We start from the raw sequence: 21,375 nt of genomic DNA, 5'->3' as shown, positions 1-21,375 counted from the left end.
ACCCTCCTTGGGTTAGAAAAGTTTCTCGTACCGCAGCCGGCATTTACAGTTCGCTGTCTCAGGGCCGCGCCCTGTCCAATCACCCGGCCACCGGAGACCGTTCGGGAATTCATGCTCAATGGGGATCGTCAGCCCGTTCAGCTCCGCGTGGGTGTCTCGCGGGTGCGCGGACGTCGTCAACCACGTCTTATGGGTGGCTTTGGCCTCTTCGGCTGCGTCTTTCGCGCCGAAACTCACGACCTCCGTGACTGTCCCGGTCACCCATTTCTTCGCCTGATTCCCAGCGTCGTCGAGGACCGCGCGGATCTGCGTATCGGAGTCATCAGCGAAGATGACCTCCTCAATCCGCTTATAGAACCGCTCCTCGACGAGGACACGGGCGTAGGTCTGCCCGGCCTTCGACAACCACGAGTACTGCGACTCGGCCTGCCACGCCCCGACCTCGGCGCCCATCTGCGCGAACGTCTGCAGTGAGGATTCCGCCGCAACATCCGGCAGGTATTCAGCCAGGATCTGGGCGATAAGCTTCTCGTCCTTGACCATGTACGCCTGCCCCAGGGCGGCCTCAAGATCACTGGGAGCTTTCCGACCCACACCAAGACGCTCCGACAAGCCGGCGACGATCTCCTCAACCGCCTTAACCGCGGCCCCCTCAAGAGCAGTTATTGCCTGCTGCAGGGCGTCTGAGTCACCATCAGCGAAAGACTTGGTGTCTTCGGCATCGCCCGCGTCTGTACCGTCAGCTTTCGCTACGGTCGCGGGCCGAGCTTTTCCCCCGATCGCCGGCAAAGGGTCAGCAGGGTCAGGCTCATTCGTTTGCCCCGTATCCGTAGGGGACGCCAAGCCACCCTTGGTGACATTGAGCGGGGTGATGAGCGTGTCGCCGCCTTCCTGGGCAGGCATACCCTCACGGGCGCGAGCCTCATTAACGGTGAGGATCGGGGCGCCAACCGAAGTCTGGTAAATCTTCGCCCGGGTAGCCCAGTCCGTGCGCAGCTTGGAATCAACGTCCGCCCGGATCTCTTCACCTGGCCCGAGCAGGTGCTCCAGGCCGACGTTCATCGCCTCCTGAGTCCACTTGATCAGCGGGCCGAGGACGTCCTGGTAGAGCTGTTCACGAAGCGCCACAATGTTCGAGTACGTTCCTTCCCGGGCACCTACCAGCTCCGGGGGGACATGCAGCGCCTGCGCCGCCTCCTCCAAAGCCAGCTTACGAACATCAATGTACTGCGCCTCCTTGGGGGACACAGTGCTCACAGGTTTGTACGTCATCCCGTCTTCGAGGATCGGGGTGCCGCCCGCGTTACCACCACCAGCGCGGTAGGTACTGAATTCGCGTTTGAAACGATCAAAAGATGCATCTGACCAGCGGCCGGCGTCCTTCGGGCGCTCAATTACCGCAGGGACGCGGGCTGAGTTCTTGAACAGGTCCTCACGGTATTCACCCATTGCGGTCAGCTCACGCGCCAAATCCTCCAGCGTGGTTACCGAGGTGGAACCGGTGCGGTGCTCCCCGAAGAGGGGTTCAGGCCCCAGATCGAACACCACGTGCTCCAAGGGGACAGTGTCAATCCCTGACCCGTCAGCGGCGTGGATAGCGGCCTGCTTGAACCGCCCGAAACCGTCCACGACCATGCTGAACCTGTTCGCCTTCAGCTTCGGGAACTCATACCCGCCCTCACCGTCAGGCATCGCCAAAAACGCCCACCGGCCGTAAATGTACATATCCAGGATCAGGGCCTCAATGAAACGCCCTTGCCCTTGTTTCGGCCAGGGGCGGTGTAAGGCACGGTTCAACGGGTGGGCTGCGTCAATGACCTTCCCGCCCTGGTTATCACCCTGGTAAACGTGGAAGGGGACGGAGGCGACCGTGCGGGCGATGAACCCGATCACGGTTCGCACTGCCGGCTGAGTCGCCCACAGATCATACGGGTCCAGGGTCCCCCGCGGGGAATAATCCCAGAACGGGACCGAGAGAGTCAGCGCCCCAGCTTTTGGGTTAGACAGCGAAATAATGTCACCGTCGCGGATACCATAACCCACTAGACCTCACTCCCTTCGATCTGCACATGGGTCTCATCCACAACCTGAATCCACGCCAACGTAGCCGTAGGGACCGTGACAGAACCCGCCAGCTTCTTCCCCTCCTGACCTGGACCCAGGATGGACGCGTTCATCAGCTCAAGATGATGACGAGAGCTCCAACGCACTCTTCCCATGATCGAATCGTTGGTGGAGGTCACCGCCACCACGGTCTTCAGGCGGAACTGCCCATGATTCGGCAACATCAATAACCCACCCCTTTCCCGGGTAGCAGCAGAAAAACATTCTTGTAGTTACTAAACGGCGCGGACCCCGTACTCCTCATAAACAGAGCTGATATCCCCGGCGAGCATCCCCTCAGACAAGGCATCTAACAGGGCGGAAACACCGTCGATCTTCTCCGAAGAATTCGCCTTCGACGGCTTCACATTCCCCGCCGGGTCCATATCCACCGCCAAATTGTCCACACACCACGCCGCGACAGGGTTACCACCATGACGGATACGGGGAGTGTTCTGGTTATGGCGGCCCTTAGCCCCAAGCTTCACCAGGCGCTGCATCTCCACCAGGGCGGAGTTCATCGTCGCGTACCCCTGACCGACCTTCACCATCGGCGCCCCATCATCAACGAGGTCGTTGACGAGCTGGGACGAGTTCCACCGGTCATACCCGATCGACTGCACATCGAAAGCGGACATGTCCTTATTGATCTGATCGCGGATGAACCCGTAGTCGGTGACATTGCCAGGGGTCAGTGTCAACCACCCCTGCTTCACCCACGCCGAAGCGTTCTTACCCGTACGGTCATCAAGCGCAGGGAGGTTATCCTCAGGCGTCCAAAAACGCCAGATCGCGTCGTAACCATCCTCACCGTCCTCAAACGGGAACAACCAGCACAAGGCCGTCAGGTCAGACACAGAGGCGAGGTCCAGGCCGCCGTAAGCGACCCGGCCAGTCAGATCATCCTCTACAATGTGGGCCCCGGCATTACGCTGCCAATCCCTCATCTCAATCCACGCCGTGGACTCCTTCGTGCGGATACCCAGATGCAACCGCTTAAACCGCGCCAACTGGGCGGGTGAGTTCTTCGCCTTGTTCGCCTCAGCCCGCATGAACGCTTTCGTCGGCGTCACCCCATACCCAGGGTTAGCCTTACGCCACGTCGACTCCTTGAAAGGATCGTCATCATCATCGGCGGCGAAAATCGCCCCATAAGTGGTCGGGTCGGTAATCGTCCCCCGCGCCAACTTCTCCACATAGTCACGATTCAACGCATACGGAGTGTTCGACTTCCCCTCATCAGCAGTGGTGATCTTAAAAATCAGAGGTTGAGAACGGGAGCCCGTGCCGGATTCAAGAACATCAATCAGGTCCTTACGCTTATGCACGTGGATCTCGTCAATGACCGCCCCATGCAGGTTCGCCCCGTGCTGCGCATCGGCCACGTTCGAGATCACCTTGAACGACGAAAAAGACCGGTTATGCACCACCGAAGTTTTCACCGCGGTGAACAACTTCTTCAACGCCGGCGTGGACTCAGCAAGCTGCTTGATCGGCGCGAACACGAAATTCGCCTGCTCCTTCGTGGTCGCCGCAGCCACCACCTGAGCACCAGCCTCATCATCAGCGCCCGTCAAATACAGCGCGATAGCACCGCAAATCGTCGACTTACCAGCCTTACGGGAAACATCAATCGTCACATTGCGGATCACCCGCACCCACCGGCCCGGATGATCCTCAGACTCCATCACCCACCCAAAGACCGGGGCGAAAATGTAAGCGACCTGCCACGGCAGCGGGTCGAGAGGTTTCCCAGCGTAATCGCCCTGCGTATGCCGCAGAACATGCATGGAACGCAGAACCTTATCGACCCTGCCCGGGGAGAACACCGCCCCTTTGACCTTATTCGGCTCCGGAGTCTTCACCTTCGGCGGGGATTCCGGCAGCTCAAAACCCCTCGAAAGTAGGTAATAGGCGACCTCCGGGGAAATCTTCAAGCGTTTGAGAACCCTAGCGGTGGGGATATCGACTTCATCAGGCGACAGTGGGTCGTCTAAATTCACCACTGATCACCGCCCTCTAAGCTCCTTTTACACCGTCAAACGGGTTTTGCGCTCCCGCTCCTGCTTCATCAGCGCCGGAAACGTTCTTCTCTGCAGCCGGAGTGAGACCGAACTCCGAGCACCACGCCCGGAATTCCTTACCGGCTCGCTCCTCGATACCGATCCAGGGCGCTGTGACGCGGCCCTGCGAATTCTCCGACAGCATGCCGTCACCGCGGCGCATACGCACCGCCTCACGCCACCGCGCGAACGTTTCACACACGACCTCCAACGAGGACGCGTCCACCGGCTTCAACAAACCCACGCCCTGCATCTGCTGCATGATCTCGTCCCATAGCCAGGACGCGTCGGGGGAGAGCTCAGCGGGTTTGGTGGGGATGCCGCGGTTGAAGTTGACTTCTTCTTCGATGGGGCGGCGGCCGGGGTTACCCTCAACGATCTTCAGGGCGCGAGGTTTCGCCTTGCGGCCGGTGTTGGCTGCCATGGATTTCACCTGCGCTTCCTGTGTCTAAGTTAAGGGGTGGTTACGGTTTCGCGCTCGCGTGTGCTTTTTGACCTCGGCCGCAAGGGTGTGTCGAGGAGTTCTGATTTTGACTCCCCTCCCCGGGGTGAGGATTCGTTGTGAGTGGTTTTTCTACAGGTGCCGTATGCCTGGGTTGGTGTTGATTTTCTCAGGCGCTCTCTGGGGCTTCTGTAGGTTCTGGTTTTTGTTGATTGGTGTGAAGAATGGGTTGCCTCGTCCTTGTTTGCGTTTGCGCATCTCGGTCAGTTCCTGGGTGGTTTTCTCGCGGTGGCATGGTTCCGAGTGGATGGGGGCGAGGTTGTCGGGGTCGGTGCGTGCGCCTCCGAGTCCGATGGCTTGGATGTGGTCGATTTGGTCTGCACCGTCGTGGCCGCACCAGTGGCATCGTCCTTGATGCCTGGTCATGGTGTCGGTTTTGAGGCCTTCCCAGGTGGTGTCGGTGATGCCGATGCGTTTGCGGGTTTCGTTGGTGCCGTGGAGTCTGCGGTGTTCGTGCCAGCCGGTGCGTTGGTGGTGGTCGCATCGGTTGTTGTGGGTGGCGAAGCGTCCGCAGCCGGGTTTGGCGCAGCGTGCGGGTGGTTCGGTAGGCATGGGTTAGTCGCAGTCTTTGAGGTGTTCGGGTTGGGTGTTGATGTTTGGGGTGAGGTCGTTGGGGTGGGTGATGAAGCCGTCGTCTTCGATCTCGTTGCCGTGTTCGTCGTGTTGGATCATGGTGTGGGGTCCTGGGGTGGTGGGGGTATGGGTGAACCCCCTGGCGATGTGGTTCGTCAGGGGGTTCTTTGAAGAGGTTGTGCCTACACTTGTGGCCCTGTTTTCTATTGTGCCTGTGGATAACTTAGGCGGCAAACGGTGTTTCGTTGCTGGTGGTTGCTGGTGGTTGAGTGCGGGAAATTGGTTGATTTTTTTCTCCGTTTTCGGCTGCGAGGAGGCCCCCGAACCATTCCCATTCGTGAATTGGCCAGGCCGGGTTGCCCCAGATCCATGAGGTGCAGTGGGTTGATGGTGGGTTGCAGTGCCCGGATTCGCAGACGATGTAGGGTTCGGGGGCGGCGTGGGAGGTGATGGCGCGGATGCGGAGGGTGTCTGGGGTTTTGCACATGGGGCAGCGGCCGGTGATGGTTTGCCCGTCGAGGTCGCCGTTGAGGTGGGCGCGGATTTGTTCTGCCCGCAGCTCTGCCCATTCGGTGGTGGTGTTGGCCCAGGCGGTGTCGGTGGTGTGGGCGAGGGCGGTGTCGAGTTCGGTGATGGTTTGGGGCATGAGGGGTATGTGTGTTTGGCCGGTGAGGGTGAGGAGTTCTCGGGCGTCCCTGGCTGTGGCTTGGAGGAGGTCGAGGGTGTCGAGGTGTAGGGGTGCTTTGGGTGCGTTGGGGGTGGGGTGGAGTTTGATCCAGGGTTCGATGGCTCGGCGTGGGCGTGGTGTGCCGGGGATGCGGTAGGCGTGGAGGTTGGCCCAGTTGTCTCGGATGTAGGTGAGGTGGGGGTTATGCATGGGGGTTCCCTTCTGGGTAGGTGGTGATGGTGAGTTCGATGCGGGGGTTGTTTTTGTCGAATCCGCCGTGGTGCATGTGGGGGCCGTCGAGGTGGGTGTAGTCGTCGTCTTCGGTGAGGCCGTAGTCGGTGAAGCCGTCGATGATGGCTTTGGCGGTTGGGTAGAGGTTGGCGGGGTCGTATCGGCCGGCGCGGGCTTTGTAGATGTGGGCGTGGATCTCGGCGTAGGGGGTGAGGACGGGCAGTGCTGCGGCTTGGGCGGCTTTGAGGCCGGCGGGTCGCCAGTGGTTGGTTTTGGTTTTGCGGTCGGTCCAGTGTTTGCGGGTGTTGGCGGAGAGTAGGTTGGCTTCTTGGCGGCCGGTTTTGGGGTTGGTGGTGTATGGGATGGGGATGGTGAGTTTGTAGGTGGTCATGGGTTCTCCTGGGTTGGTTTAGAAGGGTGGGGGTGATCCGGGTGGGTAGGTGGCGGGTTTTGGGGTGAGGATGTTTGTGTCTGGGGGTGGGTAGTGGCATTTGTGGTTGGTGAGGACGGTGAGGGCGTCGTTGGGGCCGGTGGCGAGGTGGAGGCGGTAGGCGGTGCCGGTGGTGTTGGTGGTGAGTTGGTAGAGGGGGCGGCCGGCGGCGTGGATGATGGTTTGGGTGTGGTGGGTGAGGTTGATGGGGTCGGTTTGGGTGGGCCAGCCGTCGGCGTAGCCGTAGAGGATGATGGCTGCGCAGTGGGTGCAGGTGGTGAGTTGGGTGTCGTGGTGGTAATTGGTGCGGGGTTGGGTGAGTTGTTGGAGTGCCCAGTTGGGGGTGCCGGGGCGGGGATTGTTGTGGGGGAGTTGAAGGGTGGTTTGGCCGGTGGTTTGTTGTTTTTTGGGCATGGTGTTTTTTTGGGGTGTTGGGGCGACGTCAGTGACACATGTTTTGGTTTCATCCCTTTGCGCGTGCGCGCTATAGCTTGTTATGAATTTGTGTCACTAGTGTCACTGTGTCACTGACTTTTTTCGTTGCTGGTGGTTGCAGGTTACGCATGGTCGGAGAGGTTCGTTATTTGAAAGTTGTGTCACTGATGGGCGAAGTTGTGTCACTGACCAGCTGCTGCAGAACTGGCCAGTGACACATCAGTGACACAACTTTCCGGGCCGTTTTAGCCGTTCCCGAAGAAGGAATTTGAGTTGTCAAGGCGGTCCTGATCGGACTTCAATCGAAGCCCGCCGTAGACCCTGCGCCCGCCGTTTACAGCGCGGGGTGCCATGCGTCCGGTCAGTACCCCGTGATGTGACAGCTGCTTCGCGAACGAGCGGCCCATCACCGGTTCCTCACCCTCAGCCCGGCACCACGCCTCATACTCCTGACTGACCTTGGAGACCTCGGCGGTGTAGTTCGCGTTACCGGGGTAGAGGTCGACCATGTCTTCGATGAAGCGGGCGACGGTGTCCTGGGATTCCTCGTATTCCTCCGTGGCGGCTTTGACCCGGTCGGGTTCTTGTAGGCCGTCTTGGAAGTACATGCGGGCGCCTTCGATGAGCCAGGCGAGGATCGCCGGGCCGTGTTCCCGCTGCAGGGTTCCTTGCAGGTCAGGGATGCGCTGGTCTTTGGGGACGGTGTGGACGAAGGGGATTATGCGTAGGCGGCGCCAGAATCCTTCGCCGCCGGATTCGACCGAGGGTAGGAAGTTCCCGGCGAGCCAGAGGTGGTGGGTTGGTGTGAATTCGAAGTTGTCCTGCCGCATGAATCGGGCGGTGAGTTTGTCGCCGCCGGTGAGCAGCTTGGTTTTGGCTTCGTCGAACCGGTCGTGTTCGTTGACCTCGGAGCAGTTGACCCAGCGCATACCGGAGAGGCGGGCGATCTCGGTGGTGTGTTGCTGGTATTTGTTGGCCATGAGGAAGTCGTTGGGGCTGGTGCCGGCGTAGTCGCCGAGGATCCCTGCGATGGTGTCCATGAACACGGATTTGCCGTTTGCGCCGGAGCCGTAGGCGAAGGGGAGGATGTGTTCGCGGGTTTTGCCGACGAGGGAGTAGCCGGAGAGGCGTTGTATGTATCCGATCATTTCTTGGTCGTTGGGGAATGTTTGGTTGAGGAAGTTGGTCCAGGGGGTTTGGTCGGCTTCGGGGTCGGGGCTGGTGGTGGTGATGCGTGTGTGCATGTTCTCGGGGTTGGGTTCGGTGATGTGGCCGGTGCGTAGGTTGACGATTCCGGCGGGGGTGTTGAGTTCGTAGGGGTTGTTGTCGAAGGCTTCGTTGGTGGTGGCGATGCGTGGGTTGGTTTGGGCGGATTTGAGGGTGTTGGTGATGTTCATGGCGGAGAGGGATTTCTTCTTCCAGTTACGTTCGGTTTGGTCGTTGGTGGGTAGGGTGAGGGCGGCTTGTTTGGCGAGTTCGCGGGCTAGGCCGCCGCCGGTGGGTTGTTCTTCCCATTTGTTGCCGGTCCAGACGTACCAGCGGCCTGCGGTGTGGTTGTAGCGCAGCCGGTTGCCGTGTTGGTGGATGAGGAGTTGGGCGTTACCTTCGTCGGATTGCAGCGGTAGGTCACCGGGGGAGGTGGGTGAGGTGGTATCGGGCGCCGTTGGTGTAGGTGATGATGTATCGGGTTCTGTGGGGTTCTCGGTGGCGTTGGATGCTGGTGATGGGGCCGTGGTGTGTTGTGGCTGGTTCGATTTCTCGGTACCAGATGAGGTCGGGGATGTCTCGCCCGTAGGTTCTGCCTGTGAACGGCTGTCGTTGTTGTTCCATTGGTTGGTGTCCTTTCGGGTGGCGGGGAGGATGTCGGCGAGGGTCGGGGCGGGCATGGCGGGTTCTTTGCCGTAGCCGTCTTTGGCCAGTGCGCGGGCGGCCGCCGAGTAGTCCCCGCCGTGGTTGAGTAGGGCGTAGGCGCCGAATTTTGTGTAGGGGGTTTCGGGCTCGAACTCGGTGGAGGTCGTGAAGACGTAGAGGCGGTCGCGCTGGGGGTCGCGGCCGGTGGTCGCCGAGAAACCCTGGCCGGGTTTCTTGCCGGGGCGGACCCAGTATGTGGTGTGGCCGGCGGTGTGGGATCGGGTCCATCCGTGGGCACCGATGATCTCGTCCCAGGTGGTGCGCAGCTCGAAATCCTCACCGGGCTTAGCGCCGTCGGTCCAGTCGTGGCCGCCGGTGGTGGGGATGTTGAGGGTGGGGTGTTGTTCGGGTTCGGGTTCCTCGTCGCCGATCGAGGCCAGGAGGGCGTGGAAGGCTTCGCGTTCCTCGTTGGTGAGGGTGGTGATGGTGTCGGGGCCGCCGGTGAGGCGGGTCCAGGGGCGGCCGGTTTCGTGGTGGTCGCCGGTGGTGGGGGCGGTGACGAAGTAGCCGCCTTCGGCGCGGGTTTCGGTGAGGACCTCCCATTTGGGGGTGGCGTTGGGGTTGTGTTTGCGGGCTAGTTTGGTGTTGCCGGGGAGTTTGATGGTGGGGTCTACTTTGTAGATCCAGTGGATGCCGCCGGAAGGGGATTGTTCGGTCCAGGCGGTGGTGAGGCGTGCCCAGAGGGCGCCGAGTCCGGTGTCTTCGGCGAGGGCGGCGATTTCGGGGAGACGGTGGATGGCTTTCCCTTCGATTTCGGCCATTTCGAGGTTGCCGGAGACGCGGCCGGTGATGATGGCGAGGCCGTAGTTGTGGGGGTTGCCGTTGCCGAACCAGGTGTTGATTTCTTGGGTGGTGTTGGGGTTGGTTTGGTAGTGCTTCCAGGTGAGGGCGGGGCGTTTGGTGTGGTCGTTGAGGGTGGGGATGATGTTGATGTGGTGTTTGTGGAGGTTTTGGGCGGTGGCCTGGATGTTTGCATGGGTGGGGCTCATCTCGTGTCTGCTTTCCTCTTCTAGGGGTTGGTTTATGGGGTATGGTTCGGCGGGCCAGGACTTTGGTGGAGTCCTGGCCCGCCGGTGGTCGGTTCTATGGGTTTATGGGTTTATGGGTTGATGATGGTGTCTGTCGCTTCTAGCGCGATGGTGGTGGCGGCTAGGAGGGTAGTGAGGGTGAGGGTTGGGATAGTGGTGGCGAGGACGAGGAGGATCATTTTTGTTGTTCTTTCTTGTGGAGGTAGGTGCCGAAGGTGAGGGTTTCGGCGCTGAGGGTGAGGAATGACGTCAGTGCCCCGATGATGATGGGTCTGATGTCGGTTCGGGGGAGCGCGAAGAAGTCAGCTGCGATAGCGGTGCCGATGAAGAACGCCGCCCCGATGCTGAGGAAAGCGGCGGCGGTGAAGAAGGCTGTTTTCATTGTTCATCCATGCATGCGATGTATTTGTGGCCGGTGATCTCGGGGTGGGTGTGCAGCACGTGGGCGCGTGCTGCATCTGCGATGAGGTGGAGTGGGTTGTATCGGGTGGGGTTTGCGTGGGTGAGGTAGCGGCCGCACGGGTGGCAGTAGGTGGCGTAGTTGTAGATGTTCCATCGGTCGCCGGCGAGGGCAACGACCGCTGTTTTTTGGATGGTGATCTTGATCGGTTTCAATTCTTGCCCCTGTGGGATAGATGGTTTAGGCGGCTGTAGCGTACGTGCTCTGGGGCCCGTGGGTTTCGGTGAGGTGCCTCCCGGCTATGTGGATGAAACGGGGTAGGTGCCGGATGTTGGAGAAGAACAGGATGAGGTGTTTGCGCTCGCCATTTGGAGTGGTGATGTATTTCTTGCAGATTTTGCAGTAGAGGGTGGCGTAGCGTGCGCTGGCTAGGAGTACGAGGTGGTGCGCGGGGTGTTTTCTGCCGTGGTGGAATCGGATGCGGACAGGTGCTAGTGGGTAGTTGCTAGTAGGCATGGGCTTTTTATGTTCCTTTGTCATGGGGGTGTGCCCGCCCCTTGGGTTGGTGGGCGGGCACATGGTGGGTTGGGTGGCGGGGTTTTAGCCGCGGTATGAGTCGACGACGTCGGCGGTGACGGCGGGGTGCGCCATGGAGTTCACGATCGCGGCGGTGTCGATGTTCATCCCGATCAGGGCTTTGATGCGGGATTCGATCTCGGGGTCCAGGCCCTGCTGCGGGGTCTGGGCGGGCGCCTGCTGTTGGAACGACTGCTGAGGCTGGGACTGGGGGTGCTGCTGGAAACCAGCCTGCCCCTGGGGCTGGTTCTGCTGGCCCTGGGGTGCCTGCTGCGCCTGCTGGGCGCCCTGCGCCGGTGCAGAGACACCAAACATGCCACCACCAGCCGCCGGGCCCTCATAACGGGCCGCGTACAACTTCCGCGGATTCGCGGGGTTCTTCGACTCCGGATCGTGGCCAGTGAACTGGACCTGCAGGAACCCACCGACCTTGATCGTCTGCTCCCCAGCCTCACGGACCGCGTCCCGGATCGCCGCCAACTGGCCCCCGGCCTTACCGGACTGCGTCACCCACAGCCCACGCTTGCCGTCATCCTCCGGGTTCGACGGGTCACGATCCTGGGTCTGCAGGGTGATCTTGGCTTGCATAATCGGGTCACCGGAGGGCCAGAAGTCCGGCTCCTGGGTGCCGTACTTGCGGGCCTGGACAGGCTCCCCAATTTCGAGGATTTCACCGGCCACGGTATCGCCGGGATTGGGGAACTTCGCGGAGGTCGATGCCTGGGGTGCGAACATATCCATCATGATGTTTTACCTATTTCTTTCTCTATTGGTTGGTGCTGGTTAGGGGTGGTCAACCCGCCCGCTAGGCGGCGAACATGTCGTTTGCGCGGGTTGCCTGGACCTTGTTTGCTGGTGCGCACCACGGGCACCAGCGGTCCTCACACGGGGCGTACTGTGCCAGTGCGAAATCTTTGCCGTGGGATTGGATCTCCTGGTGGAGCTGGTTGGCTTTAGCCAGCGCCACGATCCCGACCATGGGGTCGAAGTCCTCCCACCAGAAGTACGAGTCGGAGAGTTCCCCGTCGCGGGGGAGGAACGCGATCATCACCCGTTTCACGTCGTACCCGGCTGCGACCCAGCCCTTGCCGTACAGGTGAGCCTGGACCTTGTACTGGTTCGAGGGGCCCTTGACCCGGTACTGTTTGAGGCGGGTGGGGCCGACGAACTTCCAGTCCACGACGGTGCCCATGGTGGGGATGAACAGGTCGGTAGAACCGGTGATCTCGGTGTCTCCGATCCGGCCTACCTTGACGCGTTGTTCGATCATGTAGGCACCGGGCATGTACTCGTTTTCCTTGCCGAACCACTCCTCCATCTGGGAGTGGCAGGCGGTCCCGACCGTGGGTTTCCACGCGGGTCCCCGGTCGGGTTCAGTGTCGCCGGCGAGCTTGTGTATCAGGCGGCGGGTGCAGTCCATACCGATTTCAGACGGCCCAATCCGAACCTGCTGGGATCTCGGGTGGTGGGTGATATGGTCTTCGATGGTGTCCATGAGCAGTTCGGCGGTTTCGGTGGCTTTGTCGAAACCGGTCCCGCCGCCGGGGCGGACACGGACGGTGCTAACTGGCATGGGGCACCCCCGCCCGGCGTTCCAGCTCCTGGGAGTAGTAGAACTCGAAGTGCCCTCCGACGTGATCCGCCGCCGGGGTCAGGGCCTGGTGGGCGCCGGCGAGCATCAACACGATCTCCGCTGCCGAGAACGCGTGGGGTACCGCCGAGAGCTTGTCCAGGACGGCGGTGAGTTGTTCTTGGGCGGCGACGAGGGCGAGCTGATGCATGGCCGCGGAAACCCCGGCGATCTGATCATCGGTCAGGTCGGTGGGGCTGATGTTGAGCAGGGAGAGGATTTCCTGCTGCCCGGTGTCGGTGGCGGATTCCAGGTAGATAGCGTGTTCTTCATCGGTGGGTTCGATGATGCTGTTGGTTTGTGGGCACATGGGCCAAAACGGCCTTTCTCTTCAAACAAGGGGGCGTGGGGTTAGCTGATTTTGATGCGGTTGTCGTAGTAATCGGTGAACTGCTCTTTCACCGCAGGCGCGATCGTCTTCACATCCGGCTCCACGGTGGTCTTGTAGAACTGCGGGTGGGTCTCCGGCGGGAACGCCTCAGCGAAGCGTTTCTTGGAGAACCGGCCGGAGCGGGACACCGTCAGGTCCAGGGCGCCGGTGGTGTACTTGCCTGGGTCGAGGGCCTTGAGGAATTTCTCCAGCTCGGCGATGCGGGCGAGGTCAGGAGCGACGCGGTTCTGGAGTTCGACGAGCTCGTTAAGGGCGTCTTCGGTGGTCTGAGAGGCGGGGGTGATGTTCATTGTTTAGGCTGCTTCCTTGGGTTGGGGGTTGATGGTGAATTCGCCGTCTGGGCTGATCCGCCCGTATTCACCGGCGGGGGCGAAATTGTTCAAGGTGGCGGGCGCCCAGTCGGAGGCCGGGTAGATGAACGCCCAGGCTTGGCCGAATGTGCGCAGCATTAGTTGGTGCGCTTGGATGAGGGAGTCCGCTTGGACGGTGACGTAATGATCGCCGGATAGCCCTGGGCATTCGGGATGGGGGCCTCTGTTGTACTGGGTGCCAAAGGTGCCAATGTATGTATGTGTTTGCGCCATGCTTGGCGTTTCCTCTCGTTCTCAGCCTGGGTTCTTGCTCGTTGTTCGCGGATTCTGCGTTGGGCGAGGAACTTCTCGACCTGTGTCTTGAGCTTGCGGGTGTGTTCCTCGCTGTCTTTGGGTTTGGGTCTCATCGCCTTGCGGTCTTCCTGGTCAGTGGGTTGTTGAGGGTGACGGCGGCGACGGCGAGCATGTAGAGCAGGGTTGCGCCGTTGCCGTCGGTGATGGGGGCTGTGTATCCGAAGATGAGGGTTGCGGTGGCGGCGGCGTACCAGGTGGTGGGTTTCATGGGGTGGCTCCTGGGTTGTGGGTGAGGGATTGGGCGAGGCGGTTGAGGGCGGTTGCGCTGACGCGGAGTTTTTCGCGTTGCCCGTTGGGGTTGAGGTCGATGTATTCCAGGCGGCCTGCTTTGATTTGGTCTCGGATCCATTTGGCGGTGGACAGCCCGAACCTGTGGGCGGCTTCGTCGAGGGTGTAGAGCCGGTCGGCTTCGTAGGGTTGGGGGAGGGGCGGTGGGTTGAGTTCGGCGACGTTGCTCATCGTCCGGATGCTCCTTATCTGGGGTTGATGGTGGTCTGGGGTTGGTAGGATGTGCTCTGGATCAAATAACCGGGTTTCGGGTATAGAAAAGGCCCACGGCAGGACACCGCAGGCCACGAACCCGGAACTAACAATGTGACTAAACAAGGGGGAACCAATGAATCCAGCTGCTGAACTTCAACGAATCTTTCAAGAGTGGACTCGACGAGGGGGCTCGGCCTACTCACAGATCTCTATGAACAACGACGGGCCTCGTTTAGAAGCAATTCGTGCAGTGAAACTAACCATTGAGCTGTCCGAGCTGGTTAATATCCTTGAAAGCAAGTCAGGTCTTGATTTTTCCTTTTACCATGAACCGATAGCTAATTGGCAACGAGCTATTTTTCACTACGGCAAGGATTGGGGTAACACCCAGTTCTCGGCCAAGAACACAGACATGCTCCGCGCCCTCAGCACTCAGCTGGACGCCTATATCCCCGGCTTTAGGACTAATTTCGAGGCGCTGGAGAGCCGGAAGCCTGATCTTCTCAGCCAGCTCGATGCCTTGTTGCAGTATTTTGAGGAAGAAAGAGAGGACCTTGATAATGACTTTGTTAGCCATGCGACTTGGTTGATTGAACACATCAAAAATGCATTGGAGTCAGATGACGAATTGAATATCGCGGATTTCAATGAATCAGTTCGTCTACTCAAAATTTATGTTCAAGCTGCAGCTGAAAGTAGTAACTCGGATAGTGGAAAAGAGAAGTTCCGTCAGTTTCTCCGAGACTTTTTTCATCACCCGGTGACTAACACGGTTATAGGAGAGTTGGTCGGTTACGGGTTAGGTCAGCTGCCCCCTGGCCAATAAGCACTTTCCCGATCTCCCCGCGGATCACTGCGTCCACCTCGTGCCACTCTAGGGGGCGAGGATTCTTCTCCTGTTCGTTGAGGGTTGCCAGGCCGAAGAGCTTTGATTGGACGTTGATGAGGACGTCCAGGCGGGGGTCAAGTTTACCGCCCTTCACCTGCAGGATCTTCTGATCAATCTCCCATTGTTTGTTGTCCTCTAGGAGTTTGAGGACGCGGTTCATGGTGCGGCGCCTGTCGAACGCCTGGATGAGGTTGGTTAGCTTGCGCATTGTTTTTCCTTCTTTGGATAGTAGTAAGCCCCTTGGCCCGGTGCAGGGTCAGGGGGCTTGTTTATGGGCGGGAGGGGGGCGCTCGCGGTGATCCGTGCGGGTGCCACCTCTAGGGGGATGGTTGTTTGTCCCCTATTGTGTGAAGGGTAACGTCCCGATACCAGTGGGCCGTTACCTTTTATCAATTTCAGATACAGGAAGGGGTGCAGCCATGTCCGCTACACCATCTCTCAACGAGGCTCGGAAGAACCTCGAAACCCTTAAGCAGGATCACTCTGAGCAGGTCCCTGCTCCTCTGTTGGAGCTGTTGGAACAACTGATTGACGCAACGGAGCAAGCAGGGTCTCAAGAGAATCACGATGCTCATTTAGCTCAGGCATTGAACGGTCTAGTGTAGTGAGCAAGTTCAGCGCCGCTAGCGTCTTTTGATGTTTGGTAGCGTCGGGGGCGTACGTGTTGACGAAGTAGGTGACGCGTGCGTCCCCGAGCTCTTTGAGGACAGCGGAGATGGCCTTCTCAACGGGGCGGACTTCGGCGAGGATTTCTTCGGTGGTTTTCACGGGTTAGTGACCCTTCTTAGGTTCGGGTTGAGGGATGTGCGGGGACTGTGCGTTCTCTAGGCGCGCGAGGATGAACGCTTGGGTTTCTACAATGCTGTCCAACCTCTGGTTGAGTTTTTTCTGCTGTTGTTCTTCCCAGTAGGTGTCACCTTCGATGAAGGTGATGAGGTCTTTTTCGACAAGGTGTGCTCCTAGTGGGGATAGGATGAGCGCCCAGTAGCGGGCGCGTTGCAGGAGTTTTTTCATGCGGGGTGTCTCTTCTTTAGGTGTGGTGGGGATGGGTGAGGCCGGTGGGCCGGTCTGTGCTGGTGGCTGACTGTATGGTTAATCTCCGGAGAGGAGGTAACTGTGTCTGCTTATTTCAAGTTCGATAAAGAATCGCCGCTTGTGGAAGTCGAGGACGTGAAGGACGCTGCTGAATTGGTCAGCATCTTTCAGGAACTCATGACGAGGAATCAGGCGGTCCCGTTCAACATGGGTGATGGCGTCATCATGGTGAAAAACATGGGACGGATTGACGGTGTTGTCGTGTATGAGACCCCTGATCATGAGCCTGAGCTCATCATGCAATTCAACAACTGGAAGTTTGGAGCCTAAAGGCTAGATCGCTCGGCGTGGTTGCGCCGATGACGCGGGCATGCACCGGCTTCTTCTTACGCTGTGAGAGGTAGTCGGTGCATGTTTTCGTGATGTAGATGATCCCGGCGAGGGCGAGGATCATGTTGGTGGTTTTCATGGGTGATGGCCTTTCTTTAGGCGTGGTGGGTTCCGGTGTGGATGTTGATACCGAGTGAGCGCAGGATGTTGTTGACTGCTTGCTCGCCTGTAGGGTCACCATGCGAAATGACTTTCACAAACTCAGGAGTCACAAACCGTTGGCGCTTGATCTTGTCGGCCAGCTTGTTCGCAGCGGAGCGTGACATCACTTCCCCGCGCCCGTCGTAGAAGCCGAGCAGGGCGTCGCGGATCTCGTGTTTCGTGGGCATAGCTATGTCCTTTCTTGTTTAGAACCTTGTTGGTTCATGGCAAAGGTGCGAACACCAGTTACCAGTGTGGGGTCCCCGAACCGCGAACGGTAAGGGGGGGGGGGGTAATTAAGCCGCGTTCTGAGCGGGAATTTCAGGTTCTCCAGCGATCTCAGCAAGAGTTAACCCGCCGCGCATGAGGCGGATAACTGTGCTGTACTTAGGCTTTACGCGGCCAGCGCGCCAGTCTGAGATCGTCCCCTGGTCTACTTCCAAGTACTGTGCAAGTTCGTAGTCCCAGCGGAACCCCTTGATTGATTTCAAGCGGTCAAGAGAAGTTGAGTTGAATGGGATTTCCATCGCTTCACCTCCTCGGTGTGATACCAGCATAGAACACTATGAATCTCAGATGCAACACAAAATGGGCACTTTCAGGAAAAATTTTTCTGAGGAGCCTTATTTTGTTGCCGATATGCCCCAAAATGTGTTGCATATGTGCAATACTAGAGACATGGAATTAAGCGAATACATCACCGCAAAAAGCGGCAAGACACTGCGACAGATCGCGCTTGCATGCGGCTACCAGCCATCCAAGCTCACACGGCAGCTCAACGGAGTAAACCCGCTAACGATGGAGACCGTGCGAGACATAGCACGCGCCACCGGACTCAACATGCTTGAGCTGTTTCGCCGATCAGGTCACCTCACCAACGAGGAAGTTCAACGTTTACAAGCATCTGGAGTTCTACATAATGCCTCTGAGCAAGAACTAGCAGACGAGATACTGCGGAGAATGCAACGGGGGGCAACCTACTTCGACGAACACTCCCCGTTTGAAGCGCCAGAAGGATACGCCCTCGCCGCAGACACAGATGATCAAGACGACTACGACGAAGGCGACATGGAGGCTTAATGTACGACCCCGACAGGCACGCAATCCAACTCGGGTTGCGTGTCATCGAGGGGGACCCAGGGCGCGGCAGAAGAGGCCTCTGGGTAGGCAACAAGACAATCATCATTAGGGGTGACCTGACCGCCATCCAACGCAGATGCACCATTGCTCACGAGATAGTCCACGCTGAGTACGATCCCCCCTTCGTCCCCCAATATCTATCCGCAAAGGCTGAGGCGCGTGCCGATAGAATCGCCGCAAGCCGGCTTATCGACCCCGAAGACTACCACCGCGCCTGCAACGCTTACGAATACCAAAATCAGGTAGCCTACGAGCTAGGAGTAACAACGAAGATACTCCGCGCCTACCAAAGGAACACACCATGAAAAAAGTAGTCACCATCACCGCTATCACCCTTGCCGCTCTCACAGGGTGCTCAGCTAATCCACCCACATCAGATACAGCATCCTCCAGCTCCACCCCCACTCCTCAAACATACAAACAGGTAAAAAACTGGGAAGGTAGCACGGAGGACGGAGCTAAATTCACCGCCACAATAGATGTCAACGCCCCTGCAGGCGTCGCCGAGGCACGAGAACTCATGGGCAAAAAAGACAAGCCCCTTAGTTTCCTCGCAGTTACCGTGGACAACATCAACGGGAGTAACAGCACCAGCGCGTACAAAGCATCATTCACTACACCTGAAGGCGAACTGGTCGAGTATTCAATGCTCTCTGATTTCCTGAACTATCAAGAACCAACCCCTGAACCTACCGGTGATGCCGCCAATCGAATCATCGAGGTTCATAACGCCTTCAGCGGGGATCAATACCAAGTCGCAGCAGGACAGAAAAAAACAATTATTCTCGCCACCGAAAATAAATACCCCGCTGAAATCACCCACGCGACTATCAATGAATCATACGCGCTAACTCCTAGCGAAAAATCGGCTGAAACCGACAAAGCTACAGGAGCACCAGAACCAACTGAGCCAGTCGGTAGCAACGACATCCTTGCCGATCTCAACGGGACCACGCTTAAGGGCAACGACATCAATTTCCGCATATTTAGCCCCAATGCGCAGAAAGAAGTCAACGCCGCAATGCCGGAACAGCTTCATGGGTCGTGGGGTGCACTCTGCTCAAATAGCGCAACCGAAGAGCAGCTAAAAGAAACAGGGGCCAGCTCGAATGAGCATGGGTGGAGGCCTATAGATTATGCAGTATCAGAAAGCGGAATAGCTTCTTTGAGCGGCGCAGCTCAAAGCGAGGCGTATGACGCGGCATCACTAGCTGAATTGTCACATGGTGGTACCTGTGCGTTAATCCAGTCTCCGGACCCTGCAGCTGCTACAAAGACAACCGAAGCAACCGTTGGTCATTACTTAGGTAATTTTTCCCTTGAGTCAACTGTCGAGGTGAAATAAAGAAATTTGCCCAGTGGTGACACCGGGGCATCCCTATACCTCACCCCCCGGATCAGGGCATAAAAAGAAGAGCCCCCGCGTCTGGCGGCCACCAGACACGAGGGCAAGGATGTAACCCAAATAGCAATCAGGTACGAAAGACGAATCTACCAGTGAAACACCGGCAATCTAAAATAGAACAGCGCGAACAGTTAGCTTTGAAGCCCGAAGAAACGCTTCACGAAACCCTCGGGCTTCTTCTGCACAACGGGCCGGCCCTCTTTGGCGGCTTCCTTCAAATTCTTCAAGTGCATCTGCTTCCGCGCTTCCAACTTCTGACGGTTGTACACGCGATCCTGGGACCGCATGCGCTGACGTGGGGCAGCCTGATAAGCGGTAGACATTGTGTTTCCCTTTCAAGAGTCACGCCTCCTTAAAGGCGTTGCCGGTAGCAACCGGGTAACTTCATTATTGCCTAGCGGAAACATATCTTCAATGACTGTCATGCTGAGGTCGACCGAAGATCTCATCCTTAAGAGCATGATCATCAGCGTCGCCTTGCTCGCTAAATTGCTGCTCTTTTTCAATGGGGGACATCGCACTCACAGGGTCAGAACCTTCCAAGATTTCAGCTCGGATGTTTCGCGCAATCGCTAGATCCATCTCGGAAAGCGAGGCGGGGGGTTCTTTTATGTACTTGTACAGGATGTTCAATCCGAAGTTCGACTTCATGATTACTTCAGGCTGAGTCCCGTCCAGGTCGATGTTCTCTGCAATCCACTTCATATAGTCCCGAAACTCTGCGGCTTCTGCCTCTTCGCGGCGGTGCTGGCTCACCTGAACGGCTTTGCTTCCCGCATAGAGAGCAGCCAGGAACGTAAACAACCCGTTCCAGTGACTCAACGATTCCATGAACTTGCCACCTGTCTCGATGAGTCGGGTGAGTGGCTCTATCGGAGCGCCGACCCACACCAAAAAAAGGGTGAAGTACATGACGCCTATAACCACAAAAGCTCTGATGACCCATATGAATAGGAACCTGATGACCCGGTCGATCAACACACCGCACCTTCCCCTTTTGCATCACAGCAAGTAACAACCCGTAAAGGATAGCACCATGCCGAAAACCCACCGCGCTCCCGGCGAAGGATCCAAACCCTACAAACGCGGGGACGGCCGCTGGCAAATCAACGCCCGCACCACCCAAACCACAACCGGCAAACCCACCCGCAAAGCCTTCACCGGCCGTACCCGCGCCGAAGTCACCGAAAAATACCGCGCATGGCGCCGCAACCTCGATGCCGGCAACCTCGAAGACCCCACCAAAACCACCCTCGCCACCTGGATCACCTACTGGCTGGAAAACGTCGCCGCCACCGAAGTGTCCCCACGCACCCACCGCGACTACACCCAACAACTCACCAAATGGGTCCTCAACCACCCTGCAGCTGAAACAACCTTGACCAAGCTCAATACCCTCCACGTCGAGCGGATACTCAACAGCATGAGGCAGGCTGGGAAATCCGAATCAACCGTCCTGAAGCTCTACCGCGTCCTCTCCAAGGCGCTCAAGGACGCCGTGCACCGGGACATGATCACCCGCAACCCCGCCGAACGATTGAAGGCTCCGAAGCCGGCGCAGTTTGAGGCGGGGGTGATCACCCCGGCTCAGGCTAAGACCCTGATTAGTACGCTGCGGTTCGATGATGAGTTCGGGCCGTCGTTCACTGTCGCGCTCGCTTTGGGGTTGCGGCAGGGGGAACGGCTGGGGTTGTGCTGGGATGACGTGGATCTGGATGCTGGGGTGTTGAAGGTTCGTCGGGCGTTGGCTGTAGCCCCGGGTGGTGGGTTCGTGATGAAGTCCCCGAAGTCTGCTGCCGGTACGCGCACGATCGCGTTGCCGCCGCAGATGGTGGAGGTGTTTCGTCGTCAGAGGGTGATCCAGGCGAAGTGGCGTCTGGAGGAGGGGCCTGCGTGGACCGGGGCGGTTGATGTTGAGGGGCGGGAATGGGATCTAGTGTTCACGTCCAGGCGTGGGGATAGGATTCTGCCGGCGTATGATCGGCGGAATTGGAAGCGTGTGACGGGTGGGTTGGGTTTGGATTTGCGGGTGCATGATGCTCGGCATACGGCGGCGACGGTGTTGTTGTCGCTGGGTGTGTCCTCGCGGGTGGTGATGCAGATGATGGGGTGGTCGTCGGCGTCGATGTTGCAGCGGTATCAGCATGTGTTGGAGGAGATGGAGCGTGAGGCGGCGGATCGTGTGGGGGCTGCGTTGTTTGGGTAGTGGTTTCTGCACACCTCTTTGCACACCTCCTGGGTTCGTGAACGTAGATGTACGGTGATTTATGCAGCAGGTGGAACCCGC

The 21,375-nt window shown here is 58.6% G+C and carries 32 protein-coding genes; 6 read left to right on the top strand and 26 right to left on the bottom strand.

Annotation, left to right across the window (positions count from 1 at the left end):
* Positions 1-12: 12 nt before the first annotated feature.
* From VVR12_RS03300 to VVR12_RS03215, 18 genes are all read right to left on the bottom strand, one after another.
* Entirely contained in the window at positions 13-2,043 is a 2,031-nt protein-coding gene (locus tag VVR12_RS03300; RefSeq protein WP_368549691.1) for a phage portal protein, read from the bottom strand.
* Positions 2,043-2,288 carry a hypothetical protein gene (locus VVR12_RS03295; protein WP_368549690.1) on the bottom strand — a complete coding sequence of 82 codons (246 nt, stop codon included), beginning with the start codon at positions 2,286-2,288 and terminating at the stop codon, positions 2,043-2,045. Before VVR12_RS03295 ends, VVR12_RS03300 begins: the two co-directional genes overlap by 1 nt.
* Positions 2,289-2,339: 51 nt before the next feature.
* Positions 2,340-4,106, bottom strand: coding sequence for a terminase large subunit (locus tag VVR12_RS03290; RefSeq protein ID WP_368549689.1), 1,767 nt, complete (start codon positions 4,104-4,106; stop codon positions 2,340-2,342).
* A 16-nt stretch (positions 4,107-4,122) separates the two neighbouring features.
* The gene (locus VVR12_RS03285) at positions 4,123-4,590 is read right to left on the bottom strand and encodes a phage terminase small subunit P27 family (protein ID WP_368549688.1); all 468 of its coding nucleotides are present in this window, start codon (positions 4,588-4,590) and stop codon (positions 4,123-4,125) included.
* 150 nt (positions 4,591-4,740) lie between these two features.
* A complete protein-coding gene (locus VVR12_RS03280; RefSeq protein WP_368549687.1) occupies positions 4,741-5,220 on the bottom strand; it encodes an HNH endonuclease in 480 nt (159 codons plus the stop codon).
* 244 nt (positions 5,221-5,464) lie between these two features.
* Positions 5,465-6,118 carry a hypothetical protein gene (locus tag VVR12_RS03275; protein ID WP_368549686.1) on the bottom strand — a complete coding sequence of 218 codons (654 nt, stop codon included), beginning with the start codon at positions 6,116-6,118 and terminating at the stop codon, positions 5,465-5,467.
* Positions 6,111-6,530, bottom strand: coding sequence for a hypothetical protein (locus VVR12_RS03270; protein WP_368549685.1), 420 nt, complete (start codon positions 6,528-6,530; stop codon positions 6,111-6,113). Before VVR12_RS03270 ends, VVR12_RS03275 begins: the two co-directional genes overlap by 8 nt.
* Before the next feature lie 18 nt (positions 6,531-6,548).
* On the bottom strand, positions 6,549-6,983 hold the full coding sequence (locus VVR12_RS03265) for a hypothetical protein (protein ID WP_368549684.1): 435 nt from the start codon (positions 6,981-6,983) through the stop codon (positions 6,549-6,551).
* A gap of 266 nt (positions 6,984-7,249) precedes the next feature.
* Positions 7,250-9,904 carry a phage/plasmid primase, P4 family gene (locus VVR12_RS03260; protein ID WP_368549683.1) on the bottom strand — a complete coding sequence of 885 codons (2,655 nt, stop codon included), beginning with the start codon at positions 9,902-9,904 and terminating at the stop codon, positions 7,250-7,252.
* 214 nt (positions 9,905-10,118) lie between these two features.
* Positions 10,119-10,325, bottom strand: coding sequence for a hypothetical protein (locus VVR12_RS03255; RefSeq protein WP_368549682.1), 207 nt, complete (start codon positions 10,323-10,325; stop codon positions 10,119-10,121).
* Positions 10,322-10,558 (bottom strand): hypothetical protein, encoded by a 237-nt coding sequence (locus VVR12_RS03250; RefSeq protein WP_368549681.1) that lies wholly within the window; start codon positions 10,556-10,558, stop codon positions 10,322-10,324. Before VVR12_RS03250 ends, VVR12_RS03255 begins: the two co-directional genes overlap by 4 nt.
* 385 nt (positions 10,559-10,943) lie before the next feature.
* Positions 10,944-11,663 carry a hypothetical protein gene (locus VVR12_RS03245; protein ID WP_368549680.1) on the bottom strand — a complete coding sequence of 240 codons (720 nt, stop codon included), beginning with the start codon at positions 11,661-11,663 and terminating at the stop codon, positions 10,944-10,946.
* A 61-nt stretch (positions 11,664-11,724) separates the two neighbouring features.
* Positions 11,725-12,492 carry a hypothetical protein gene (locus VVR12_RS03240; RefSeq protein ID WP_368549679.1) on the bottom strand — a complete coding sequence of 256 codons (768 nt, stop codon included), beginning with the start codon at positions 12,490-12,492 and terminating at the stop codon, positions 11,725-11,727.
* Positions 12,482-12,859 carry a hypothetical protein gene (locus VVR12_RS03235; protein WP_368549678.1) on the bottom strand — a complete coding sequence of 126 codons (378 nt, stop codon included), beginning with the start codon at positions 12,857-12,859 and terminating at the stop codon, positions 12,482-12,484. Before VVR12_RS03235 ends, VVR12_RS03240 begins: the two co-directional genes overlap by 11 nt.
* A 41-nt stretch (positions 12,860-12,900) precedes the next feature.
* Entirely contained in the window at positions 12,901-13,230 is a 330-nt protein-coding gene (locus VVR12_RS03230; RefSeq protein ID WP_368549677.1) for a hypothetical protein, read from the bottom strand.
* Positions 13,231-13,233: 3 nt separating this feature from the next.
* Positions 13,234-13,389 carry a hypothetical protein gene (locus VVR12_RS03225; RefSeq protein WP_368549676.1) on the bottom strand — a complete coding sequence of 52 codons (156 nt, stop codon included), beginning with the start codon at positions 13,387-13,389 and terminating at the stop codon, positions 13,234-13,236.
* A gap of 265 nt (positions 13,390-13,654) precedes the next feature.
* On the bottom strand, positions 13,655-13,813 hold the full coding sequence (locus VVR12_RS03220; RefSeq protein ID WP_368549674.1) for a hypothetical protein: 159 nt from the start codon (positions 13,811-13,813) through the stop codon (positions 13,655-13,657).
* Positions 13,810-14,064 (bottom strand): hypothetical protein, encoded by a 255-nt coding sequence (locus VVR12_RS03215; protein ID WP_368549673.1) that lies wholly within the window; start codon positions 14,062-14,064, stop codon positions 13,810-13,812. The genes VVR12_RS03220 and VVR12_RS03215 overlap by 4 nt, the downstream gene beginning before the upstream one ends.
* Positions 14,065-14,221: 157 nt before the next feature.
* Here VVR12_RS03215 and VVR12_RS03210 point away from each other — a divergent pair, with 157 nt between their 5' ends.
* Entirely contained in the window at positions 14,222-14,914 is a 693-nt protein-coding gene (locus VVR12_RS03210; protein WP_368549672.1) for a hypothetical protein, read from the top strand.
* Here the strand turns inward: VVR12_RS03210 and VVR12_RS03205 are convergent.
* The 3 genes from VVR12_RS03205 to VVR12_RS03195 all read right to left on the bottom strand — a co-directional run bounded on the left by VVR12_RS03205 (position 14,862) and on the right by VVR12_RS03195 (position 15,991).
* The gene (locus tag VVR12_RS03205; protein ID WP_368549671.1) at positions 14,862-15,185 is read right to left on the bottom strand and encodes a hypothetical protein; all 324 of its coding nucleotides are present in this window, start codon (positions 15,183-15,185) and stop codon (positions 14,862-14,864) included. The genes VVR12_RS03210 and VVR12_RS03205 overlap by 53 nt on opposite strands.
* Before the next feature lie 260 nt (positions 15,186-15,445).
* Positions 15,446-15,745: a hypothetical protein gene (locus VVR12_RS03200; RefSeq protein ID WP_368549670.1), complete on the bottom strand. Its 300-nt coding sequence runs from the start codon at positions 15,743-15,745 to the stop codon at positions 15,446-15,448.
* A gap of 3 nt (positions 15,746-15,748) precedes the next feature.
* Positions 15,749-15,991 (bottom strand): hypothetical protein, encoded by a 243-nt coding sequence (locus tag VVR12_RS03195; protein WP_368549669.1) that lies wholly within the window; start codon positions 15,989-15,991, stop codon positions 15,749-15,751.
* A 102-nt stretch (positions 15,992-16,093) separates the two neighbouring features.
* Here VVR12_RS03195 and VVR12_RS03190 point away from each other — a divergent pair, with 102 nt between their 5' ends.
* On the top strand, positions 16,094-16,342 hold the full coding sequence (locus VVR12_RS03190) for a hypothetical protein (protein ID WP_368549668.1): 249 nt from the start codon (positions 16,094-16,096) through the stop codon (positions 16,340-16,342).
* Here the strand turns inward: VVR12_RS03190 and VVR12_RS03185 are convergent.
* From VVR12_RS03185 to VVR12_RS03175, 3 genes are all read right to left on the bottom strand, one after another.
* Positions 16,317-16,481, bottom strand: a complete 165-nt coding sequence (locus VVR12_RS03185; RefSeq protein WP_368549667.1) for a hypothetical protein — start codon at positions 16,479-16,481, stop codon at positions 16,317-16,319. The genes VVR12_RS03190 and VVR12_RS03185 overlap by 26 nt on opposite strands.
* Before the next feature lie 16 nt (positions 16,482-16,497).
* Entirely contained in the window at positions 16,498-16,731 is a 234-nt protein-coding gene (locus VVR12_RS03180; protein WP_368549666.1) for a hypothetical protein, read from the bottom strand.
* A gap of 108 nt (positions 16,732-16,839) precedes the next feature.
* Positions 16,840-17,070 (bottom strand): helix-turn-helix domain-containing protein, encoded by a 231-nt coding sequence (locus tag VVR12_RS03175; protein WP_368549665.1) that lies wholly within the window; start codon positions 17,068-17,070, stop codon positions 16,840-16,842.
* A 49-nt stretch (positions 17,071-17,119) separates the two neighbouring features.
* Between VVR12_RS03175 and VVR12_RS03170 the strand changes: the two genes are divergently transcribed.
* Genes VVR12_RS03170 through VVR12_RS03160 form a run of 3 tightly spaced genes read left to right on the top strand, consistent with a single transcriptional unit; the run spans position 17,120 to position 19,028 of the window.
* Entirely contained in the window at positions 17,120-17,623 is a 504-nt protein-coding gene (locus tag VVR12_RS03170; RefSeq protein ID WP_368549664.1) for a hypothetical protein, read from the top strand.
* Positions 17,623-17,988: an ImmA/IrrE family metallo-endopeptidase gene (locus VVR12_RS03165; protein ID WP_368549663.1), complete on the top strand. Its 366-nt coding sequence runs from the start codon at positions 17,623-17,625 to the stop codon at positions 17,986-17,988. The genes VVR12_RS03170 and VVR12_RS03165 overlap by 1 nt, the downstream gene beginning before the upstream one ends.
* A complete protein-coding gene (locus VVR12_RS03160) occupies positions 17,985-19,028 on the top strand; it encodes a hypothetical protein (protein WP_368549662.1) in 1,044 nt (347 codons plus the stop codon). The genes VVR12_RS03165 and VVR12_RS03160 overlap by 4 nt, the downstream gene beginning before the upstream one ends.
* 191 nt (positions 19,029-19,219) lie before the next feature.
* Here VVR12_RS03160 and VVR12_RS03155 read toward each other — a convergent pair whose 3' ends face one another.
* Together VVR12_RS03155 and VVR12_RS03150 are read right to left on the bottom strand one after the other, a co-directional pair.
* Complete coding sequence (locus VVR12_RS03155; protein ID WP_368549661.1) at positions 19,220-19,411, bottom strand: hypothetical protein; 192 nt, start codon at positions 19,409-19,411, stop codon at positions 19,220-19,222.
* 88 nt (positions 19,412-19,499) lie between these two features.
* A complete protein-coding gene (locus VVR12_RS03150; protein WP_368549660.1) occupies positions 19,500-20,000 on the bottom strand; it encodes a hypothetical protein in 501 nt (166 codons plus the stop codon).
* 124 nt (positions 20,001-20,124) lie between these two features.
* On the opposite strand from VVR12_RS03150, the gene VVR12_RS03145 reads away from it, so the two are divergent.
* The gene (locus tag VVR12_RS03145; RefSeq protein WP_368549659.1) at positions 20,125-21,294 is read left to right on the top strand and encodes a tyrosine-type recombinase/integrase; all 1,170 of its coding nucleotides are present in this window, start codon (positions 20,125-20,127) and stop codon (positions 21,292-21,294) included.
* Positions 21,295-21,375: the final 81 nt, after the last annotated feature.

It is taken from the genome of Rothia sp. LK2588 (assembly GCF_040946465.1).
Classification (GTDB): domain Bacteria; phylum Actinomycetota; class Actinomycetes; order Actinomycetales; family Micrococcaceae; genus Rothia.
The sequence above is the reverse complement of the archived record's forward strand: the minus strand, read 5'-3'. Positions and strand labels throughout refer to the sequence as shown.

Excerpts from the sequence above, each read along its gene's own strand:
- VVR12_RS03170 (WP_368549664.1), top strand. The coding sequence starts at position 17,120 with ATGCAACACAAAATGGGCACTTTCAGGAAAAATTTTTCTGAGGAGCCT.
- VVR12_RS03285 (WP_368549688.1), bottom strand. The coding sequence starts at position 4,590 with ATGGCAGCCAACACCGGCCGCAAGGCGAAACCTCGCGCCCTGAAGATC.
- VVR12_RS03195 (WP_368549669.1), bottom strand. The coding sequence starts at position 15,991 with ATGAAAAAACTCCTGCAACGCGCCCGCTACTGGGCGCTCATCCTATCC.
- VVR12_RS03265 (WP_368549684.1), bottom strand. The coding sequence starts at position 6,983 with ATGCCCAAAAAACAACAAACCACCGGCCAAACCACCCTTCAACTCCCC.
- VVR12_RS03280 (WP_368549687.1), bottom strand. The coding sequence starts at position 5,220 with ATGCCTACCGAACCACCCGCACGCTGCGCCAAACCCGGCTGCGGACGC.
- VVR12_RS03230 (WP_368549677.1), bottom strand. The coding sequence starts at position 13,230 with ATGAACATCACCCCCGCCTCTCAGACCACCGAAGACGCCCTTAACGAG.
- VVR12_RS03260 (WP_368549683.1), bottom strand. The coding sequence starts at position 9,904 with ATGAGCCCCACCCATGCAAACATCCAGGCCACCGCCCAAAACCTCCAC.
- VVR12_RS03155 (WP_368549661.1), bottom strand. The coding sequence starts at position 19,411 with ATGTCTACCGCTTATCAGGCTGCCCCACGTCAGCGCATGCGGTCCCAG.
- VVR12_RS03145 (WP_368549659.1), top strand. The coding sequence starts at position 20,125 with ATGCCGAAAACCCACCGCGCTCCCGGCGAAGGATCCAAACCCTACAAA.
- VVR12_RS03270 (WP_368549685.1), bottom strand. The coding sequence starts at position 6,530 with ATGACCACCTACAAACTCACCATCCCCATCCCATACACCACCAACCCC.
- VVR12_RS03205 (WP_368549671.1), bottom strand. The coding sequence starts at position 15,185 with ATGCGCAAGCTAACCAACCTCATCCAGGCGTTCGACAGGCGCCGCACC.
- VVR12_RS03245 (WP_368549680.1), bottom strand. The coding sequence starts at position 11,663 with ATGATGGATATGTTCGCACCCCAGGCATCGACCTCCGCGAAGTTCCCC.
- VVR12_RS03220 (WP_368549674.1), bottom strand. The coding sequence starts at position 13,813 with ATGAAACCCACCACCTGGTACGCCGCCGCCACCGCAACCCTCATCTTC.
- VVR12_RS03295 (WP_368549690.1), bottom strand. The coding sequence starts at position 2,288 with ATGTTGCCGAATCATGGGCAGTTCCGCCTGAAGACCGTGGTGGCGGTG.
- VVR12_RS03225 (WP_368549676.1), bottom strand. The coding sequence starts at position 13,389 with ATGCTGCGCACATTCGGCCAAGCCTGGGCGTTCATCTACCCGGCCTCC.
- VVR12_RS03165 (WP_368549663.1), top strand. The coding sequence starts at position 17,623 with ATGTACGACCCCGACAGGCACGCAATCCAACTCGGGTTGCGTGTCATC.
- VVR12_RS03185 (WP_368549667.1), bottom strand. The coding sequence starts at position 16,481 with ATGAAAACCACCAACATGATCCTCGCCCTCGCCGGGATCATCTACATC.
- VVR12_RS03160 (WP_368549662.1), top strand. The coding sequence starts at position 17,985 with ATGAAAAAAGTAGTCACCATCACCGCTATCACCCTTGCCGCTCTCACA.
- VVR12_RS03240 (WP_368549679.1), bottom strand. The coding sequence starts at position 12,492 with ATGCCAGTTAGCACCGTCCGTGTCCGCCCCGGCGGCGGGACCGGTTTC.
- VVR12_RS03150 (WP_368549660.1), bottom strand. The coding sequence starts at position 20,000 with ATGTACTTCACCCTTTTTTTGGTGTGGGTCGGCGCTCCGATAGAGCCA.
- VVR12_RS03180 (WP_368549666.1), bottom strand. The coding sequence starts at position 16,731 with ATGCCCACGAAACACGAGATCCGCGACGCCCTGCTCGGCTTCTACGAC.
- VVR12_RS03255 (WP_368549682.1), bottom strand. The coding sequence starts at position 10,325 with ATGAAAACAGCCTTCTTCACCGCCGCCGCTTTCCTCAGCATCGGGGCG.
- VVR12_RS03235 (WP_368549678.1), bottom strand. The coding sequence starts at position 12,859 with ATGTGCCCACAAACCAACAGCATCATCGAACCCACCGATGAAGAACAC.
- VVR12_RS03210 (WP_368549672.1), top strand. The coding sequence starts at position 14,222 with ATGAATCCAGCTGCTGAACTTCAACGAATCTTTCAAGAGTGGACTCGA.
- VVR12_RS03275 (WP_368549686.1), bottom strand. The coding sequence starts at position 6,118 with ATGCATAACCCCCACCTCACCTACATCCGAGACAACTGGGCCAACCTC.
- VVR12_RS03215 (WP_368549673.1), bottom strand. The coding sequence starts at position 14,064 with ATGAGCAACGTCGCCGAACTCAACCCACCGCCCCTCCCCCAACCCTAC.
- VVR12_RS03175 (WP_368549665.1), bottom strand. The coding sequence starts at position 17,070 with ATGGAAATCCCATTCAACTCAACTTCTCTTGACCGCTTGAAATCAATC.